Genomic DNA, 18,358 nt, shown 5'->3' on the forward strand with positions numbered 1-18,358 from the left:
AAAGTGTTCCCAATCTAGGGAACACTTTTTTGTTTATTGCATTGTAATTTTCTCAACACAACTCTCATAAATCGTACGATGCGATTTCGAGAAAGGTAACTGCTCAAATGCTTCTTTCGATACAAATTTTAATGTATCTGTTTCAACAATATCACCAGTTACTTTTCCGTAAAATACGAATATATCCCAGGTGCGATGTGTAAACGTATGTTGTACATTCATTGCGTATTCTTCAATAGAAATCGAAAGCTCAAATTTTTCTTTCATATAATCTGTAAGCTGTTCTTTCTGACTTCGAATCCCTTCGCCAAGTTCGGCATTCGGAAACTCCCACATATTAGCTAATAATCCAGTACTTGGACGTTTATTAATGACGTAACGACCATCTTCCGTTTGAAGCACTCCTGCAACAATCGGTACCATTGTAGGAGCCTTCGCTTTACTTTTTACTGGCAATTCCTTTTGAACACCTTCAGCATATCCTCTGCAATGCTCACGTACCGGACAAAGTAAGCATGCTGGATTTTTCGGAATACAAATCAGTGCACCTAATTCCATCAAGCCTTGATTAAAATAAGATGGATTTTCAGCCGAAATAATTTCACGTACAATCTCTTCGAACACTTTTCTGGTTTTCGGTTTTGCAATGTCATCCCATACTGATAAAATGCGAGATAATACACGCATAACATTTCCATCAACTGCCGGCTCTGGTATACCATATGCGATACTTAAAATAGCACCTTTTGTATATGGTCCGACTCCTTTTAATTTTTCAATTTTCTTTACATCACTCGGTACTATCCCGCCATATGCTTCTTTTACTTCTTTTACAGCCGCATGTAAATTTCGCGCTCTAGAATAATACCCTAAACCTTCCCATGCTTTTAACACTTCTTCATCATCAGCATTTGCCAAAGCTTCTAGAGTAGGAAACTTCCCCATAAAATTCGCGTAATATGGTTTTACAGCTTCTACCCTTGTTTGCTGCAACATAATTTCCGAAACCCAAACACGGTATGGATCTTTATTTTTACGCCACGGTAAGTCGCGTTGCTCTTTTTCAAACCAACCAATTAAATCATTTTGAAACTGCTCTATGTTAAAGTTATTTAATATTTCAAGTGTCAAACTTGATCCTCCTCATTTTTTTGCATATAAGTACTATTATAAAGATTTTAGGAAAAAATTTAAGTAAGATGACATAGGAAATAGAAGGCAAAGGACTTGAGGTATCGAATAAAAAGAGTTACATTAATAAAAAACGGAGGTGGATTTCTATGGACACAGCCACTCACCTTGTTATGGGCGTTACTCTAGGCAGTTTGGCCACGTTAGATCCAGCCATAGCTCAAAGTGATATTGGGCCACAAGCAGTTATGCTTGCTACAATTGCCGGTTCCAATATTCCTGACATCGATACAGTTTTAAAATTGCGTAATAACGCTAAATATATAAGAAATCATCGCGGGATTACTCATTCCATTCCTGCAGTAATTCTTTGGTCATTCCTTATAAGTGGTATCTCTTTCGCCTTCTTTTCAGACGCTCCATATTTGCATCTACTACTTTGGTCATTTATTGCCGTCTTTCTTCATGTCTTTGTAGATATTTTCAATGCCTACGGTACACAGGCATTACGGCCCTTCACAAAAAAATGGGTAGCGCTCGGCATCATTAATACATTTGATACCGTCATTTTCTTTATCCATATACTTGCGATTGCTTGTATGCTCGTCGGTTCCCATAAAGGGTATACTGCCTTAGCAGCGTATATATTGATGATTGTTTACTATATCGGGCGGATTATGATGCACAGAAATATACGTAGCGTCGTATATAAACGTTTCAATAACGTTGAGAAGATAATCATTTCTCCTTCTTATCGATTTTATCATTACCATTTAGCAATCGTTACAACTGATTATTACTACGTGGCTAGATGGCATCGTGGTAATATCATGGTATATGATAAGTTCGATCGGGTACCGTTCCCAGATAATGCTATTATGCGCGCAGCTAAACAAGACGAAAACATCTCAGCATTTCTATCTTTCTCCCCTGTGTATCGCTGGGACATTTTCGATTATGATCATTATTACGAAGTTCGATTCATTGATTTGCGATATCGCAGTAAAGATTATTATCCATTCGTTGCAATCGTTCAACTCGATCACAATTTAAATATTATTAGTTCCTATACAGGATGGATTTTTAGTGAAGAAAAACTCCGAAAAAAACTGGAGTTACTTCCACATTAAAAAAAGCGACTTAAGTCGCTTTTTTTAATGTTTCAAATGATCTTCTTGATTGATTAAATGGCTATATTTCGGATTATTTGTACGCATTTCATGAAGACGCGCTCCATGATTATTAATCCATGTTCTTACAACTTGTTCAGTCATTTCTTCTCCTTGATAACGACCTGATTTTGCATAAGTTGTTTGAAAATCTTCCCACAGTAATTCAACCCACGCACGAGCTTGTGCGTAAGAAAGCTTGTCATTTTTGTCTAATAGTTCTTTTGTTAATGCTTCATAAATATCATTCATGTTCTAGTCTCCTTTTACCTTTTTATCCCTTCATTTCTAAAGGATAGTTTCTTCAATTTTGCACATTCTATAATTGATACTTCTTAAAGAGGTATCAACTGATGATGAGGAGGGCGTTCGCAATGGGTAAACAAGCCGAATTTTGGTCTGAGTCAAAAAACAACAGCAAAATCGATGGTCAACCGAAAGCGAAATCACGCTTCGCTTCGAAACGACCTAACGGCACAATTAACACGCACCCACAAGAACGTATGCGTGCTGCAAATCAGCAGGAAGAGTAGTACAAATTAAAGTAAATTAACTTCCTACACGAGGTGATAAAGATGAGCTACCGTGATCGCTTAGATAGTCGTTCTGAATTATTTAACCATACGTGGACTCGTCCGAAACATGCAAAAGCGCAAGTTAACGGACAGACGCAACAAACCCAGTCTCTCATTATACTGGCGAATGAATGTAAAAAACGCCAATTTTAGAATCTCCTATCTCCTGTAACGCCTACCAAAGATGAAAACCAGAGAGATATTCGCTCTCTGGTTTTTATTTTTCTTGCAGTAAAGAAATTGGTATTCCAATTTCTTCATTATCATTTTGCTTATGTCCCCAAGCAAATACCCCGTTGAAATACGTAATTTCAAATAATATACCAGGTTCTTCTACCAATTCATATGTCTCACCAATATAAAATTTGTTTATATCAGTCATATAAGCACGAGCCATTGCCATCTTTCTCATTAATACATCGAACTCATTTACAATACCAAGCTGCTCTGCCTTTATTGCTTGCTCTTTCAAAACCCCAATTTCTTCTCTTAGCTCATGTGGTGTCATTTCACTGTAGCGCTTTGGCATATTCATCTTATTCCCCTCATCCCTCTTCGCGTTTCATTTGCAAAAATATCTCTATCTCATCGATAGAGAATCCTTTGCGATATAACGCTTGTTTCATCTTATTTTCAAATGTCCAGCCATCATACTTCTTATATTTCTCATAATATTTATTCCCATGATAGTGTAACGCTTCTTGTTGCTGTTCGTCATCTTTTTCGTCTTTCAATTCTTCCAAACAAATTTGAATCACATCTCTAGAATATCCTTTACGAACAAGCATTTCGTCTAACTTTAGCTTCATTTGTAAAAAGGAATGTTTTTGATAAGATCTTTTCTTCTTTTCTATAAGAAGTAAAGCATTCTCAATTTGCTTTTCCTTCGGATACTCTTGTAAACTATGCGTAATAATTAGATCCTGAACACCTTTATTTAACAACTCTCTTTTAATAACAGTGGGACCTTTTCGATTCACATTACTTTGCGTTCTCGTATATAAAACAGCGTACTCTTTATCATTAATATATCGGTCATGTAATAATTTCGAAACGACTTCAGAGATGATGGCCTGTCCCACTTCTTTTTTTCGTAAAAAATCTTCTATTTCTTGTTTCGTTCTCATTTGATAGGATAAATAGGAGATTGCTTGTAAATATGCTTTTTGTACCTCTTCATTGTACAAAATATTTCCTAACGCTATTTCATCAATTTCTAAGCCCTTTTGTAATCCGTGTTTTATTAAAATTACTTCATTCACACTAAACCCGTACTCTTCACCTTGACCTTTATCAATATAAATATTAAACCGTTCTTTCAATCGTTTTTGCACTTCTATTTTTGTAATGACAGCCATACTCTCACCTCTCTATTATTTTAACATAGTCAAGGAACGTTTTTGCTTTTCAAGAATATATATAATGAGGAGGAAATAATTGTGAAAATCGCAATTTCTGGTGGTACCGGCTTTATCGGTACATACCTTTCTACTTTTTTTATTCAAAAAGGATATAATGTTTACATTCTTACTCGAAACAAAACTACTGAAACTTCACATCCTAACCTTCAATACGTACAATGGACACCAGATTTACAAACCTTCCCCCTCTCCTCTATTGATGTAGTTATTAATCTAGCTGGAGAGTCTATTAATAGTAGATGGACAAAGAAACAAAAGGAATCCATTTTAAACAGTAGAATCCAAACAACAAAAGGACTCATTAAACAATTACAAAAACTAAATACAAAACCAAACACATTTATTAACGCAAGTGCTATTGGATACTATGGAACGTCTGAAACTGAGTCTTTTACAGAACAGCATGAGATTCCTGGAGATGACTTTTTAGCAAATACAGTATATTCATGGGAACAAGAAGCATCTAAAGCTCGTTCTCTCGGAATACGAACAATCTACGCAAGACTTGGAGTTGTATTAGGCACAGACGGAGGAGCTCTTCCAAAAATGCTACTCCCCTATCAATTCTATATCGGAGGTACAGTTGGATCTGGAAACCAATGGTTATCATGGATTCATATAGACGATGTCGTTCGCATGATTGATTTCATCATACACCAAGAAGAAATTGATGGACCTCTTAACATTACAGCTCCCCAACCTATAAGAATGAAGGAGTTTGGAGAAACCATTGCAACTATAATGAAAAAACCTCATTGGTTACCTGTCCCTTCATTTATGCTTCATGCTTTATTAGGTGAGATGAGCATACTTGTACTAGAAGGGCAACATGTATTACCTAGTAAAGCAATTAAACATGGGTATCAATACACATTTCCAGCAATAGACCATGCATTACAAAATATACTTTCGCATACAATGTAGTACTTCTAAAACACTGTGTTACAGGGGGCCCTTTCCAAACTTTCATTTTCTAGAATCCGGAGCATTATTACACAAATAATCTTTCAGTTACTTTCCCTTAAATTCCATTAACATTGTAAAGTAACAGAAATGAGGTACCTATGAAAATATTGCTCAAACAAGCCATTGTCTATCCTATTACATCCCAAAAATTTCAAGGGGATGTACTCGTTATAGGAGAAAGAATTGCTGAGGTCAAGCCTTCCATTCAACCTACTCAAGATATGACAGTTATAGACGCTCGTGCTCTTCATCTCTTACCTGGATTTATTGATGTCCATACTCATCTTGGTCTCTATGATGAAGGTACTGGTTGGGCTGGCAATGATGCAAATGAAACATCTGAAGTTTCAACACCACATATCCGTTCTTTAGACGGAATCCACCCTTTGGATATTGCATTTCAAGATGCTGTACAAAATGGAATTACAACTGTTCACGTTATGCCAGGAAGTCAAAACATTATCGGTGGTACTACTTGTGTAATAAAAACAGCTGGAACTTGTATTGATCATATGATTATTCAAGAACCTGCTGGCTTAAAGATTGCCTTTGGAGAAAATCCTAAAAAGGTCCATAGTAATGGAACAAAAGAGTCTATTACACGTATGGGAATTATGGGATTACTTCGGGAATCATTTTATGAAGCACAGCACTATGGGCATGAAGCTGATTTTCGAATGCTTTCTATTTTAAAAGCATTACGCCGCGAAATTCCCGTACGTATCCACGCTCACCGAGCAGATGATATTAGTTCTGCTCTACGCTTTGCAAAAGAGTTCAATCTCGATTTACGTCTTGAACATTGTACAGAAGGACATTTTATTGTTGAAGAGCTTTCGAAACACAATTTGAAGGTTTCAGTTGGCCCCACTCTTACACGTCGTTCTAAAATCGAACTTAAAAACAAAACATGGGATACTTACCATATATTATCGAAAAATGGAGTGGAAGTTTCTATAACAACGGATCACCCTTATACACCAATTCAATATTTAAATGTTTGTGCTGCTGTCGCAGTAAGGGAAGGATTAGACGAAAAAACTGCACTAGAAGGAATCACTATATTTCCAGCACGAAATTTACGTTTAGAGGATAGAATTGGAAGCATTGAGGTTGGAAAAGACGCTGATCTCGTGTTATGGACTCATCATCCTTTCCATTATTTAGCCAAGCCTGTACTAACCATGATTGATGGAAAAATAATTTACAAAAAAAATAAAAAAAACTAGTTTATTTTTTTGACTAGATAAAGTATTATACGATTATAAACTGAATGAAACCATAATCAATTTGTGTCGTGATTATCATTTTCAAATTGATGAATGGGGAAGGCAAATGGTGCGCCACCAGCGTTAGAAACTGGTTCTAGTGGGTTCGATTCCCACCCCGAAATTTTTTAAAGATTGATATAAAAATTTCGAGGGTGGGGTGTTTTTTCGTCATGCTACCCTCGTGTGAGGAGGAGTTAGTGTGTTGAAAAAACGCGACTTACACGACAGCCACGTTCTATACGATTTAATGGTGGATCCAGCTGTCTTCCCTTTTGTGCGTCAAAAGGCTTATTCTTATGAGGAATATTTATTTCTAACAAAACAAACGATTGAAGCTGAAGAGCGTGGGGAATTAATTTCACGCACAATTTTAGATGAATGGGGTAACCCTATCGGAACAATTACTTTATTTGATGTGCAAGAAAAAGCCGGATTTCTCGGAACATGGCTTGGCAAACCTTATCATGGAAAAGGCTATAATAAATTGGCGAAAGATTCATTTTTCAGCGAACTTTTCTATGAATTAGATATTGAAACAATCTTTATGCGTATTCGTAAAATAAATATTCGTTCTATTAAAGCTGCCGAAAAACTACAATATGTAAATCTAGCAAACGAAACAAGAAAAGCCGTTTATGATGAAATTAACGCAAATGAAGAAGTATATAACTTATATGAAATTCCAAAAGATCAATATACACTTGCTACAATGCGAGATACAACGTTCCAAGATGCTCACCAATTAAAAGAAGCATAATCTAAATTTTTAGAAAAAATAATTAATCATTAACATTTTGCCATATACGTATATCACTCCATGTCTTTGGAAACGATAGATAGTGACTTTAGGACACGAGGTGATTTGTAATGGATAAAAAGAAACGTGACAAAGCAAAAAACACATTATCTAGTACACAAGAAGTTCTCTACCAACGAGAATTTCGCAAAGCAGATCGCGCAGCGGGTTATCGCTCGAAAAGTATTTAAAGTGAGAATGAATAATTAGAAGTTTCCCCCCTAATTATTCATTCTCATTACATATTTTTTCTACGTGATAGAATAGACAAAAAAGGTTCCTTATAAATAAGGAACCTTTTTTATGTGGATAACGTTATCCACATAATTTATAGAATTGTGAATAAATTCTATAAACCCTTCACAAGTTTATATGCTGTAACGCATAGTAAATGTTAGAATTGTGGATATTTTTCTAAAAATTGTGGACAATGTGGATATAGTTGTTAATATTTCGACTTTACTGTTTAATGAAAGCGCAATCTTCATGTGGATAAGTTACTACTTTATCTTATAAAACAATAAAGAACCCTCTTTAAACATATAAAAGAGGGTTTCATATTAAGTAAATAATTGTGCAAGAGCAGGTGATTTAATAGGTATATGATTCGGTTCTACATGATTTTCTGCCAAAATTGTATCCACAATATGACCCGCTGGCTCTGGACGATAAATGCTTTTCATCGCTTCTTTCATTTGAAGAAGCTTCATATCATCTTGTAATAACGCCTCTGTTTTTGCAAAAACCTCACTATCATCACGAATGACAACTGCAGCTCCTTTTCTTTCAAAGTACATCGCATTTTCATTTTCTTGTCCTGGAACAGGCTTATATAAAATGACAGGTACTTGCAATGCTGCCGCTTCGCTTAACGTAATACCGCCTGGCTTTGTAATCATACAAGAAGTAACACGGAATAGTTCATCAATATTTTCAACATAACCAAATACTTTTAATGCATCAGAATTTTTTTCCTGTAACCCTAATAAATCCTGTTTTAACGCTTCATTTTTCCCACAAACGACAACTACTTGTAAATCAGGTACTGACATAAATGATTGGCATAGTTCTTTTACACTTCCTAATACCCCATGAGCACCTGCTACAATTAGTAAAATCTTTTTATTCTTACATAACTGATATTTATTATATATAATGTCTGGATTGATCTTTAGCTCAAAACTACTACGAATCGGAATTCCAGTTTCAACAATTTGCTCCGCAGGCACACCAATATCAATCATAACTTTTTTCACGTGATCAGTTGCTACAAAATAACGATCTACTTCCCGATGAATCCATATTTTGTGCACACAAAAATCCGTTAATACGTTATAAACAGGGATTGAAATACCTGTTTGCTTTTTTAACTCTGGTACAGCTATGATTGGAAAAGTATTAATAACAATATCCGGTTTCTCTGCTTGTAAAAGTAATTTCAAACGTTTTCTTCCAAAATTCGCATACCAAGATGCTATTTTTTTATCATAAATTTTTTCTACGCCATAATAAAACAAGCGGTATAATTCTTTTCCTATTGTATAACTTTTTAAATATAAATATTTTGTAATATCGGTTATAACTGGATGTGATTCTCCGAACAGATCGCATACAATTACATCTTTAATTCCTTTTTGGCGAAATGTTTGTTCTAATGTTTTCGCTACTTGCACATGACCATTACCGTAATGTGCAGTTAATATTAAAACCTTGGGGTTTTTTATCAAACAAATCCACTCCTAGCTTATTGTTTCTCCATATTGCATATACGACAATAGGAAAAACATTTTCCTTAAAAATTACATAAACAGATTCTAATACTTCTCTTTCAGCTATGTACCTGTCGTGGATATGCAAAGCATATAAGATTGACCCCTTAATCCTATCTGTGCTCATATCTTTACATTATACTTTCCTATAAGAGCTTTCGCAATAACTTACAAATGTTCTCTATTCCATGATACTCACTCTTTTACTTCTTAATTCTTTTTACTATTTTGATTTCCCTTTACAATTATGTAAATTTCTCCACTTATTCCTTACAAAAATATGGATATTCTATTTTCAGTATACTCTTTTCTCTATATATACTCTAGGGTTTATTGTCAAGAAAGCAAAAAGCCTAATCCAATATTTGGATTAGACTGCTTGTAAAATATGTCTTGCTTGTTCTACATTTTTTTCAGTAGGCGGTTCTACATTCGCGAGTGGATACTTATGCCCAAGTGCTTCCCATTTATATACACCAAGCTTATGGTATGGTAGCACTTCAACTTTCTGAACATTAGACAGGCTTTGAATAAAGCTAGATAATTTTTGTAGATCCTCTTCATTATCAGTAATACCAGGAACTAATACGTGTCGTACCCAAATCGGTTTATTTTTATCTGATAAATAACGAGCAAATTGTAAAATATGTTCATTTGGTTTTCCTGTTAATTTACGATGTTTCTTTGAATCAATATGTTTCAAATCCAATAAAACTAAATCTGTGTAATCCATTAAAATATCTAGCTTATTTTGGAATTCTGGTTCTTCAGAATAACAACCACCCGAAGAATCAATTGTTGTATGAATTCCAACTTCTTTACATTTCTTAAATAACTCAATTAAGAAATCTAGCTGTAATAATGGTTCCCCACCACTAACTGTTATACCGCCTCCGGAAGCTTCAATAAAAGGAAGGTAACATGTCACATCCTGCATTACTTCTTCGACTGTTATTTCTTTTCCTTTACCGATCTCCCACGTATCAGCATTATGACAATATTGACAACGTAATAAACACCCTTGTGTAAATATGACATAACGAATTCCTGGGCCATCAACAGTACCACAAGACTCTACAGAATGAATTCTTCCTTTTACCATTTTACTTCCTCCTTTATTGAAACAGCCTCCCTCTGCTATTTATAAAATGCAGAGGGACACTTTTTTCACTTACATGCTTTCATGCATTGTACGGTTAATTACATCAATTTGTTGTTCACGAGTTAATTTAATAAAGTTTACAGCGTAACCAGATACGCGAATTGTTAATTGTGGATATTTCTCAGGGTGTTCCATTGCATCCATTAATGTTTCACGGTTAAATACGTTAATATTTAAGTGATGGCCTTCTTTTACTGCATAACCATCAAGCATTGATACTAAGTTACGTACTTGTACATCATCTTCTTTACCAAGTGCTTTTGGAATAATAGAGAATGTATTAGAAATACCATCTTGTGCATCTTCATATGGTAATTTAGCTACAGATAATAATGAAGCTAATGCCCCTTTTGTATCACGTCCATGCATAGGATTCGCACCTGGTGCAAATGGTTCTCCAGTACGGCGACCATCTGGAGTGTTACCAGTTTTCTTACCATATACAACGTTAGATGTGATTGTTAAGATTGACATTGTATGAACAGAATTTCTATATGTTTTATGTTTACGAAGTTTATTCATAAATGTTTTCACCAGATTTACAGCGATTTCATCTACACGGTCATCATTGTTACCGTATTTAGGGAAATCTCCTTCGATTTCAAAGTCAACTGCAATTCCATTTTCATCACGAATTGGTTTTACTTTTGCGTGTTTAATTGCACTTAAAGAGTCTGCTACTACAGATAGACCCGCGATACCTGTTGCCATTGTACGCAGAACATTTGTATCATGAAGTGCCATTTCAATACGCTCATAGCTATATTTATCGTGCATGTAGTGAATAACATTTAATGTGTTTAAATATAGACCCGCTAACCATTCCATTGTCATATCAAACTTATGCATAACTTCTTCATAATCTAATACTTCAGAAGTAATCGGTGCGTACTCAGGACCAACTTGTGCTTTAGATTTTTCATCTTTACCACCGTTAATCGCATATAATAATGCTTTTGCTAAGTTTGCACGTGCGCCGAAGAACTGCATTTGTTTACCGATTCTCATTGCAGATACACAACAAGCAATTCCGTAATCATCGCCGTAGTCAGCACGCATAATATCATCATTTTCATATTGAATTGCTGATGTTTTAATAGACATTTTCGCACAGTAGTTTTTAAAGTTCTGTGGTAATTGTTTAGACCAAAGAACTGTTAAGTTTGGTTCTGGAGCTGGTCCTAAATTATCTAATGTATGCAAGAAACGGAATGAGTTCTTTGTTACTAATGGACGACCATCTAATGCCATACCACCGATAGACTCTGTTACCCAAGTTGGGTCACCAGAGAATAATTCATTATAATCAGGTGTTCTTGCAAATTTCACAAGACGTAATTTCATAATGAAGTGATCCACAATTTCTTGTACGTCTTCTTCTGTTAAAGTACCATTTGCTAAATCTCTTTCAATATAAATATCTAAGAATGTAGAAGTACGTCCAAGACTCATTGCAGCTCCGTTTTGCTCTTTAATTGCTGCAAGATATGCGAAGTATAACCATTGGAATGCTTCTTGTGCAGTTGTTGCTGGCTTAGAAATATCAAAGCCATGAGAAGCAGCCATTTGTTTTAATTCTTGAAGTGCACGCATTTGCTCAGATAACTCTTCACGTAAACGCATTGTATCTTCGCTCATTACACCGCCAGTTAAATCTAAATCAGCTTTTTTCGCTTCAATTAAATGATCAATACCATATAACGCTACGCGGCGGTAGTCACCGATAATACGTCCACGTCCGTATGCATCCGGAAGACCAGTAATAACGCCTGATTTACGTGCATTTCTCATTTCTGGTGTGTATGCATCAAATACACCTTGGTTATGAGTTTTTCTCCAATCTCTAAAAATACGACTAAGTTCTTTATCCATTTCGTATCCATAAGATTCACAAGCTTGTTCCGCCATACGAATACCACCATATGGTTGTAAAGAACGTTTAAATGGTTTTTCAGTTTGGAAACCGACTACTTTTTCAATATCTTTATTTAAATATCCTGGTTCATGTGATGTGATAGAAGAAACAATTTTTGTATCCATATCAAGAACGCCACCGTTTTCACGTTCTTTTGTTGTTAAATCCATTACTTGATCCCAAAGTTGTTTCGTTGCTTCAGTTGCTCCCGCTAAGAAAGATTCATCCCCTTCGAAAACGTTTACATTATTTAAAATGAAATCGCGAACATCAATCTCTGCTTTCCATTTTTCACCTTTAAAGTTTTCCCATGCGTTTTTAACATTTTCTAATACTTGAGTCATCCTAATCTCCTCCATTTTTGATTAGTACAGGACTAAGATTTTTTATATAACAGCTTACACACTTAGAATACTACTTTTTGGTGAAAGTGAACGAAATAGTTGTGACATGTTTGTGAAATGTTGAGCAAACTACTATATGCATAGTGTTAACTTCATTTGAAAGTCTTTAAAATTAACCCTCCCCTTAATTGTATTTTTTTGGTATTCTTATATACGAGTCCTATTTTGTAATATAAGAACAATACCCATTGTAGAGCTGTAATACTCTTATATCCTAATCTGTTATAGTTTTTATAACAGAGCAAAAAAGTGTACATATGTTGTACACTTTTTTTGTTACCTATAAAATATCCCTTTTTCTATTTCCATCATGGAATCCCCCACGACTGCCTGTTAATACAATTAATTGCTCTAACCCTTCTATATGATCACCAATAATTCGGAGTACAGCTGGCGGATGACCTATTTTTGCAAAATGTTCACTGGGACGAATACGGTTCATCTTATCGACCTCAACACGACTTACACATGCAACTTCAAATCCTGAAAGAATAGCTTTCACTTGGGCTACACACGGTGCCAGTAAAGACCGATACCCAATTCCTTTCAAACATTTCTGGCTAAACGCATTAGGCACAGCAATAAGAGAGCCTACGCCTAAATCTTTTCTATCACAAGCTAAATTTAATGCGTATTTAAATGCAGTTACAAGATGAAGCGGTACTCTTAAATCTAAATAATGATTTAGATCATTTAATGCGACATCCATTCCATCTACAATAGCTTTGGCAAAAGGATATAGCTCATTCGCTGGAATAACAAAATCGCCGTCTATAAATAACACAATTTCTCCTTTTGCAAAATACGTTCCAAGTGAGCGCCCCACATCATTTCCGAGCGCTTCTTTATATACAATTGTCGTTGCTCCCTTGTCTTTTGCAATCGTTGCAGTTTTATCAGACGAACCATTTACAACAACGATGATTTCAAAAGGTTCAATTTTGCGAAGCTCTTCTATAACGTTTCCAATTGTTTTCTCTTCATCTTGTACAGGAATAATGACCGATAATTGCTTTTCTTTATACAACTTAGATGTAACGCCCCACCCTTGATAAAAATCTTCAAAATCTAAAGTATGATAAACACTTTCTCTTTTCCTATTTCCATCATGATATCCTCCGCGCCCATCGCTGTCTACTATTTGCTCTGCTACAGCTTCTATATGATCACCTATCATTCGTTTTTCGGATTGAGAAAGGCTTGTGCCGTATGCAGCATGCTCGGTCGGCCGGAATTTATTCGGCGTAATAACATCAATTGCGCAATGACGACTAATTCTCCATTCGCTTTGTACTAGGCGTAAATGAGCCACAACAGGATTAACAAAACATTCATATCCAATGCTTTGTACAACTTCTTTCGTTAACGCATGCGGTACAGCTAATAAAGAATCAATTTTTAATTCTTCGCGCTCTAATATTGCATTTAATATTTGGCGCCATACTGTAATAGAATTAGGTTTTTGCCTTTTTAAAAATAATGCGTCCAAATTATTTAAAACTACATCTGCCTGATTGTATAAAATCGGATTAAGAAATAACTGTAATTTTGAAGTTTGAATAGCAAAATCACCATCTATAAATAGTAGTACATCACCTATAGCTTCTTTGGCACCAGCTGCACGTCCAACATCATTTCCAAGCTTCTCTGTATACCACAGTACTTTACATCCTAAATGCTCAGCAACTGTTTCTGTACCATCAGTACAACCATTTGCTACTACAATAATCTCTAATGGATTTAATCCTTTTACCGATTGAATAACGTCTGAAATCGTATCGATTTCATTACATGCAGGAATAATAACAGATAATGACTTAGCCATTGTCTTCTTCACGAAACCACTTAATTGTTTCCTTCAATCCGTTTTCCCACGTTACTTTCGCCTGAAATTGAACAAGCTCTTTTAATTTTGTTACGTCTGGTCTTCTATTTGGAATTTCTTCAAAACCATGTGGATATACTTCTTCAAAAGGTACTTGTACAATCTTTGAAGAAGAATCCGTTAATTTTTTAATGACCTCTGCTACTTCTTTTATACTTTTTTCATTCTCAGAACCTATATTAATAATCTCACCATTTACCTTTTCATCCATAGCTCGAATCGTTGCCTCTACCGCATCACTTACATACGTAAAGCAACGTGTCTGCTTTCCATCTCCATATACGAGAATGTCTTCACCTTGCAGGGCCGCACTAATAAATCGCGGGATTACCCCTGCATATGGACCATCTTTCGCTCTTGGACCATAAATATTAAAATAACGAACAATCGTTACAGGTAAACCTTCTAATGCGTATCCTAAACATAATGTTTCTTCTAATGTTTTACACACTGCATAACTCCAACGTATTTTAGAAGTTGCCCCGTATAATCGATCCCCCTCTTCAGAGAAGGGTGGCTTTGCCTTACCATATACTTCTGAAGTAGAAGCAAAGACTACTTTCTTCTTTCCTTTTAGCGCTGCTTGTAAAATGTTTCTCGTTCCATCAAAATTCGTTTCAACGAGCTCTATACTCTTTTCCATTGTCGTTTTCACACCTAAAATTGCTGCTAAATGAAACACTACATCATGTTGATTTACTAATTCATAAATAGAATTTTTATCTAAAACACTTATTGGAATAACCCGAATTTCTTTCATTAACTCTTTATGATATTTATTTTTCCCTTTATAGAAGTTATCAACGATCGTGACATTATAACCTCTTCTCACCAACTCTTCAGCTAAGTGCGATCCAATAAATCCTGCTCCCCCTGTAATTAAACATTTCTTACTCATTTACTCACCTTCTTTACAATCCCACGTGTATCTACTACTCGCTTTATTCCTTTAAAAAGCTTCCAATCAATATTAGAATGATCCGTTAAAATTAAAATACAACCCGCTTGGTTAACGGCTTGTTCATTCAAAGAAACAGATTGGTACACCTTATCCCCAAATTTTGCCGAAGAAATATATGGATCGTGATATTCTATCTCGTATCCTTCTTTTATTAACAATTCAATAATTGGCAACGCTGGTGATTCTCTTAAGTCATTTACATCTTTCTTATATGCAATCCCTACAATTAAAACCGTTGCAGGTGGTTGCACCATATCTTTTACTTTCTGGACCATTTTCTCTGGCATTTCTTCATTAATTACATGCGCTGCTTCAATCAATTGACTCATTGCACCATTCTTTTTTATTCTCCATTGAAAATATAAAGGGTCTACTGGAATACAGTGTCCTCCTATCCCCGGACCTGGCCAATATGGAGTAAATCCAAATGGTTTTGTAGATGCCGCTTCAAGCGCCTCATAAAAATCAATTCCTAAACTTTCACATAATGTGTTTAGCTCATTGACTAACGAAATATTAACTAGGCGCTGAATGTTTTCGAATAGCTTACACATCTCCGCTACTTTCGGAGAACTAACTGGAACAACTACATCAAAAATAGTGCTATACAAAGCCTGTACTTTTTGTTTACACTTTTCTGTTTGTCCACTAATAACTTTTGGAATAGATTGAACTGAATATTGACTATTTGCTGGATCAATTCTCTCAGGGGAATATCCGATATAGAAATCTTCTCCCGCCTTTTTACCTGTTTGAGAAATAATAGGAATGATAACTTCCTCGAGTGTACCTGGATATGTGGAGCTTTCAAAAATGAAGGTTTGTCCTTTTTGAAGGTTTTGTTGTATATAATGTGAAGCTGAAATGAGAGCACTTAAGTCTGGTTCTCTTTGTTCATTAATTGGAGTGGGGACAGTGACAATAACATAATCACTATTTTGAAAATCAGCAATACCTTGATCCGGTGTATTTACTATTAATTTTTTTTTCGTCAATAAACTTTGTAACTCTTTAGAAGAAACATCCGGAATATAACTTTCTCCTTTTATAATTGATTCTATTTTTCTAGTATCTTTATCTAATCCAAGTACAGTATGGCCCCTTTCTGCAAGATGGACCGCTAAAGGAAGACCAACATACCCTAATCCAATGATAGCTACTTTACGACTAGTATTCATTTGTATTCTCTTCTTCCCTTCTCAATTGTTGAATTATTTCTCTATCTCTATCTCCATCTGTAAAACCTCCGCGTTCGTCTGTATATTGTAATAAATATGCAATCGCCTCAAGTTGGTCACCGAAAATACGGTCAAATGCTGAAATACGCCCATTTACAAATTCATGTTGCTCTGGACGTACTCGATTTGTTTTTATAACATCTACAAACTCAACGGTTGTAATAGAGAACCCTTCTAAAATAGCTTTCATTTGTGCTAATGGCGGAATGATAAGAGAGTCATATCCTATTTTCTCTATTACCTTCTTATGGATGGCATGTGGTACTGCTGTTAGTGAGTTATTCCATAAATCTGGTCGTTTCGCTACCAAATTCACAAAGTATTTTCCCATACTAATTGGATCTGCTGGATGAAATATATCTAATAAACACTGCAAATCATTTAATGCCATATCACTTCCATCTTCAATAGCACGCAAAAATGGAACTAGTTTTTTTGCCGGAATAGCAAAATCTCCATCAACGAATAAACAAATCTCTGCTGTAGCATGCATGGCACCTATCGCTCGTGCTACATTGTGTCCAAGCGCCTTCGTAACTTCAACAACAATAACATTCTCTAGCTTTACTTGTTTAATAGTCTCCATATCTGCTCCATTCGCAACAATAATAATTTCATCTACTCCTGCTTTTTTTACTTCTTGTATAACAGATCTTATAGTCATTTTTTCTTCTGACACTGGTATAATCGCACTATATTTCGCTTTTTCCTTCTTTAATACAGCTGGTTTATATTGCCCTATAAACTCTCTATCTCTATTTCCCTCCGAAAAACCACCTCGTTTACCATATGTTTCGGTTATATATTGCAAAGCACGTAAATGATCCCCCATAATACGACTAGTCGCTTTCGGATAAGGAGAATCAGGTGATGTGCCTGTATGAACAGGACGAACTTTATTTGTGTATATTACATCAACTGAAGCCATATCTGAAATATCTACTCCTCTAGACATCGCCATCGCTTGAAATAATGCTGGATCTGCTAAATTCCACCACCCCAGTTTTTCAATCACTTCACGACTGATTGCATGTGGTATTGCAATTAAAGACCCTACAACAAATTCTTTCTTGTTCAAATAACGATTTAACATATATTTTCCAACCGTCGTATAATGTGGTCGCATTTTTAAATAAACAGACCATGTTAAGTTATTCAAAACAATTTGATGTCCTTGCTGTATTCCTTTAATAAAAGCGTATAATTCTTCACTTTTCATGACGATATCACCGTCTAAAAATAAGACAATTTCACCTTTTGCTTCTCTAGCGCCAATTGCCCGTCCCACATCATTACCAAGAGAATGATTATAATACACCACACGGCAATGATGTTGTAATGCTATTTCTTTTGTCCCATCGGTCGACCCATTATCTACTATGATAATTTCATATGGTTCTAACTTTTTTACTTCTGCTAAAACCTTTGATAAGGTACTTGCTTCATTATGCACTGGAATAACAACTGATACTTTCATACTTTTATCACTCTTACCCTTCCAAGCGAACATAGGCAATAACAGGAATACGTACAATTACATCTTCCGGTGGTCCATAGGAAGGAGAAGTACGAACGCTTACTGCTCCATCTGTCACAGATAAAAGCACACCTGCAACGATTTCAACAGCAGTCACCACTTGCACCAGCTCGCCAACATGGTTACGCAATTCATCAGTAAATAACATATATAAGTCT

General features: G+C 35.4%; 19 protein-coding genes and 1 pseudogene. 7 read left to right on the plus strand and 13 right to left on the minus strand.

Features of this window, described 5'->3' with window-relative positions; all coding sequences use genetic code 11:
• Positions 1–33: 33 nt before the first annotated feature.
• The gene (gene mutY, locus ACYVEC_RS03310) at positions 34–1,131 is read right to left on the minus strand and encodes an A/G-specific adenine glycosylase (protein WP_098555127.1); all 1,098 of its coding nucleotides are present in this window, start codon (positions 1,129–1,131) and stop codon (positions 34–36) included.
• Between the two features lie 149 nt (positions 1,132–1,280).
• Here mutY and ACYVEC_RS03315 point away from each other — a divergent pair, with 149 nt between their 5' ends.
• Positions 1,281–2,261 (plus strand): metal-dependent hydrolase, encoded by a 981-nt coding sequence (locus tag ACYVEC_RS03315; RefSeq protein ID WP_063221688.1) that lies wholly within the window; start codon positions 1,281–1,283, stop codon positions 2,259–2,261.
• A 24-nt stretch (positions 2,262–2,285) separates the two neighbouring features.
• Here the strand turns inward: ACYVEC_RS03315 and ACYVEC_RS03320 are convergent, their stop codons facing one another.
• Positions 2,286–2,552 (minus strand): YfhJ family protein, encoded by a 267-nt coding sequence (locus ACYVEC_RS03320; RefSeq protein ID WP_063221687.1) that lies wholly within the window; start codon positions 2,550–2,552, stop codon positions 2,286–2,288.
• Between the two features lie 122 nt (positions 2,553–2,674).
• On the opposite strand from ACYVEC_RS03320, the gene ACYVEC_RS03325 reads away from it, so the two are divergent.
• Both ACYVEC_RS03325 and ACYVEC_RS03330 read left to right on the plus strand, forming a co-directional pair.
• Positions 2,675–2,833 (plus strand): small, acid-soluble spore protein K, encoded by a 159-nt coding sequence (locus ACYVEC_RS03325; protein ID WP_000517891.1) that lies wholly within the window; start codon positions 2,675–2,677, stop codon positions 2,831–2,833.
• Between the two features lie 42 nt (positions 2,834–2,875).
• Entirely contained in the window at positions 2,876–3,028 is a 153-nt protein-coding gene (locus ACYVEC_RS03330) for a YpzG family protein (RefSeq protein ID WP_000122093.1), read from the plus strand.
• 64 nt (positions 3,029–3,092) lie between these two features.
• Here the strand turns inward: ACYVEC_RS03330 and ACYVEC_RS03335 are convergent, their stop codons facing one another.
• Complete coding sequence (locus ACYVEC_RS03335; protein ID WP_460505628.1) at positions 3,093–3,410, minus strand: YfhH family protein; 318 nt, start codon at positions 3,408–3,410, stop codon at positions 3,093–3,095.
• A 10-nt stretch (positions 3,411–3,420) separates the two neighbouring features.
• Positions 3,421–4,233: a recombination regulator RecX gene (gene recX / locus ACYVEC_RS03340; RefSeq protein WP_063221686.1), complete on the minus strand. Its 813-nt coding sequence runs from the start codon at positions 4,231–4,233 to the stop codon at positions 3,421–3,423.
• Between the two features lie 81 nt (positions 4,234–4,314).
• On the opposite strand from recX, the gene ACYVEC_RS03345 reads away from it, so the two are divergent.
• The 4 genes from ACYVEC_RS03345 (at position 4,315) to ACYVEC_RS03360 (ending at position 7,520) form a co-directional block, all read left to right on the plus strand.
• Complete coding sequence (locus ACYVEC_RS03345) at positions 4,315–5,220, plus strand: TIGR01777 family oxidoreductase (RefSeq protein WP_063221685.1); 906 nt, start codon at positions 4,315–4,317, stop codon at positions 5,218–5,220.
• Positions 5,221–5,360: 140 nt separating this feature from the next.
• Positions 5,361–6,491, plus strand: coding sequence for an amidohydrolase (locus tag ACYVEC_RS03350; protein ID WP_063221684.1), 1,131 nt, complete (start codon positions 5,361–5,363; stop codon positions 6,489–6,491).
• Between the two features lie 241 nt (positions 6,492–6,732).
• Positions 6,733–7,290: a GNAT family N-acetyltransferase gene (locus ACYVEC_RS03355; RefSeq protein ID WP_063221683.1), complete on the plus strand. Its 558-nt coding sequence runs from the start codon at positions 6,733–6,735 to the stop codon at positions 7,288–7,290.
• A gap of 110 nt (positions 7,291–7,400) precedes the next feature.
• Positions 7,401–7,520, plus strand: a complete 120-nt coding sequence (locus ACYVEC_RS03360; protein WP_000358484.1) for a YfhE family protein — start codon at positions 7,401–7,403, stop codon at positions 7,518–7,520.
• Between the two features lie 369 nt (positions 7,521–7,889).
• Here the strand turns inward: ACYVEC_RS03360 and ACYVEC_RS03365 are convergent, their stop codons facing one another.
• The 9 genes and pseudogenes from ACYVEC_RS03365 to ACYVEC_RS03405 all read right to left on the minus strand — a co-directional run bounded on the left by ACYVEC_RS03365 (position 7,890) and on the right by ACYVEC_RS03405 (position 18,348).
• Positions 7,890–9,056, minus strand: coding sequence for a diglucosyl diacylglycerol synthase (locus tag ACYVEC_RS03365; RefSeq protein WP_060629433.1), 1,167 nt, complete (start codon positions 9,054–9,056; stop codon positions 7,890–7,892).
• A 412-nt stretch (positions 9,057–9,468) separates the two neighbouring features.
• Positions 9,469–10,200: a pyruvate formate-lyase-activating protein gene (pflA, locus tag ACYVEC_RS03370; protein WP_060629432.1), complete on the minus strand. Its 732-nt coding sequence runs from the start codon at positions 10,198–10,200 to the stop codon at positions 9,469–9,471.
• A 69-nt stretch (positions 10,201–10,269) separates the two neighbouring features.
• Complete coding sequence (gene pflB, locus ACYVEC_RS03375; RefSeq protein ID WP_063221681.1) at positions 10,270–12,519, minus strand: formate C-acetyltransferase; 2,250 nt, start codon at positions 12,517–12,519, stop codon at positions 10,270–10,272.
• A 152-nt stretch (positions 12,520–12,671) separates the two neighbouring features.
• Positions 12,672–12,891 (minus strand): annotated as a pseudogene (locus ACYVEC_RS03380) (hypothetical protein).
• On the minus strand, positions 12,860–14,404 hold the full coding sequence (locus ACYVEC_RS03385; protein WP_063221680.1) for a glycosyltransferase family 2 protein: 1,545 nt from the start codon (positions 14,402–14,404) through the stop codon (positions 12,860–12,862). The pseudogene ACYVEC_RS03380 and the gene ACYVEC_RS03385 overlap by 32 nt, the downstream one beginning before the upstream one ends.
• The gene (locus ACYVEC_RS03390; RefSeq protein WP_063221679.1) at positions 14,397–15,362 is read right to left on the minus strand and encodes an NAD-dependent epimerase/dehydratase family protein; all 966 of its coding nucleotides are present in this window, start codon (positions 15,360–15,362) and stop codon (positions 14,397–14,399) included. Before ACYVEC_RS03390 ends, ACYVEC_RS03385 begins: the two co-directional genes overlap by 8 nt.
• A complete protein-coding gene (locus ACYVEC_RS03395) occupies positions 15,359–16,603 on the minus strand; it encodes a nucleotide sugar dehydrogenase (RefSeq protein ID WP_063221678.1) in 1,245 nt (414 codons plus the stop codon). Before ACYVEC_RS03395 ends, ACYVEC_RS03390 begins: the two co-directional genes overlap by 4 nt.
• Positions 16,593–18,173, minus strand: a complete 1,581-nt coding sequence (locus tag ACYVEC_RS03400; RefSeq protein WP_142332670.1) for a glycosyltransferase family 2 protein — start codon at positions 18,171–18,173, stop codon at positions 16,593–16,595. Before ACYVEC_RS03400 ends, ACYVEC_RS03395 begins: the two co-directional genes overlap by 11 nt.
• Positions 18,154–18,348, minus strand: a complete 195-nt coding sequence (locus ACYVEC_RS03405) for an LSm family protein (protein WP_000899473.1) — start codon at positions 18,346–18,348, stop codon at positions 18,154–18,156. Before ACYVEC_RS03405 ends, ACYVEC_RS03400 begins: the two co-directional genes overlap by 20 nt.
• Between the last annotated feature and the right edge of the window lie 10 nt (positions 18,349–18,358).

The organism is Bacillus sp. MN7755, assembly GCF_054771475.1.

Coding starts and splice junctions, on each gene's coding strand:
- ACYVEC_RS03315 (WP_063221688.1), top strand. CDS start 1,281: ATGGACACAGCCACTCACCTTGTTATGGGCGTTACTCTAGGCAGTTTG.
- ACYVEC_RS03320 (WP_063221687.1), bottom strand. CDS start 2,552: ATGAATGATATTTATGAAGCATTAACAAAAGAACTATTAGACAAAAAT.
- ACYVEC_RS03325 (WP_000517891.1), top strand. CDS start 2,675: ATGGGTAAACAAGCCGAATTTTGGTCTGAGTCAAAAAACAACAGCAAA.
- ACYVEC_RS03330 (WP_000122093.1), top strand. CDS start 2,876: ATGAGCTACCGTGATCGCTTAGATAGTCGTTCTGAATTATTTAACCAT.
- ACYVEC_RS03335 (WP_460505628.1), bottom strand. CDS start 3,410: ATGAATATGCCAAAGCGCTACAGTGAAATGACACCACATGAGCTAAGA.
- recX (WP_063221686.1), bottom strand. CDS start 4,233: ATGGCTGTCATTACAAAAATAGAAGTGCAAAAACGATTGAAAGAACGG.
- ACYVEC_RS03350 (WP_063221684.1), top strand. CDS start 5,361: ATGAAAATATTGCTCAAACAAGCCATTGTCTATCCTATTACATCCCAA.
- ACYVEC_RS03360 (WP_000358484.1), top strand. CDS start 7,401: ATGGATAAAAAGAAACGTGACAAAGCAAAAAACACATTATCTAGTACA.
- pflA (WP_060629432.1), bottom strand. CDS start 10,200: ATGGTAAAAGGAAGAATTCATTCTGTAGAGTCTTGTGGTACTGTTGAT.
- pflB (WP_063221681.1), bottom strand. CDS start 12,519: ATGACTCAAGTATTAGAAAATGTTAAAAACGCATGGGAAAACTTTAAA.
- ACYVEC_RS03385 (WP_063221680.1), bottom strand. CDS start 14,404: ATGGCTAAGTCATTATCTGTTATTATTCCTGCATGTAATGAAATCGAT.
- ACYVEC_RS03390 (WP_063221679.1), bottom strand. CDS start 15,362: ATGAGTAAGAAATGTTTAATTACAGGGGGAGCAGGATTTATTGGATCG.
- ACYVEC_RS03395 (WP_063221678.1), bottom strand. CDS start 16,603: ATGAATACTAGTCGTAAAGTAGCTATCATTGGATTAGGGTATGTTGGT.
- ACYVEC_RS03400 (WP_142332670.1), bottom strand. CDS start 18,173: ATGTTCGCTTGGAAGGGTAAGAGTGATAAAAGTATGAAAGTATCAGTT.
- ACYVEC_RS03405 (WP_000899473.1), bottom strand. CDS start 18,348: ATGTTATTTACTGATGAATTGCGTAACCATGTTGGCGAGCTGGTGCAA.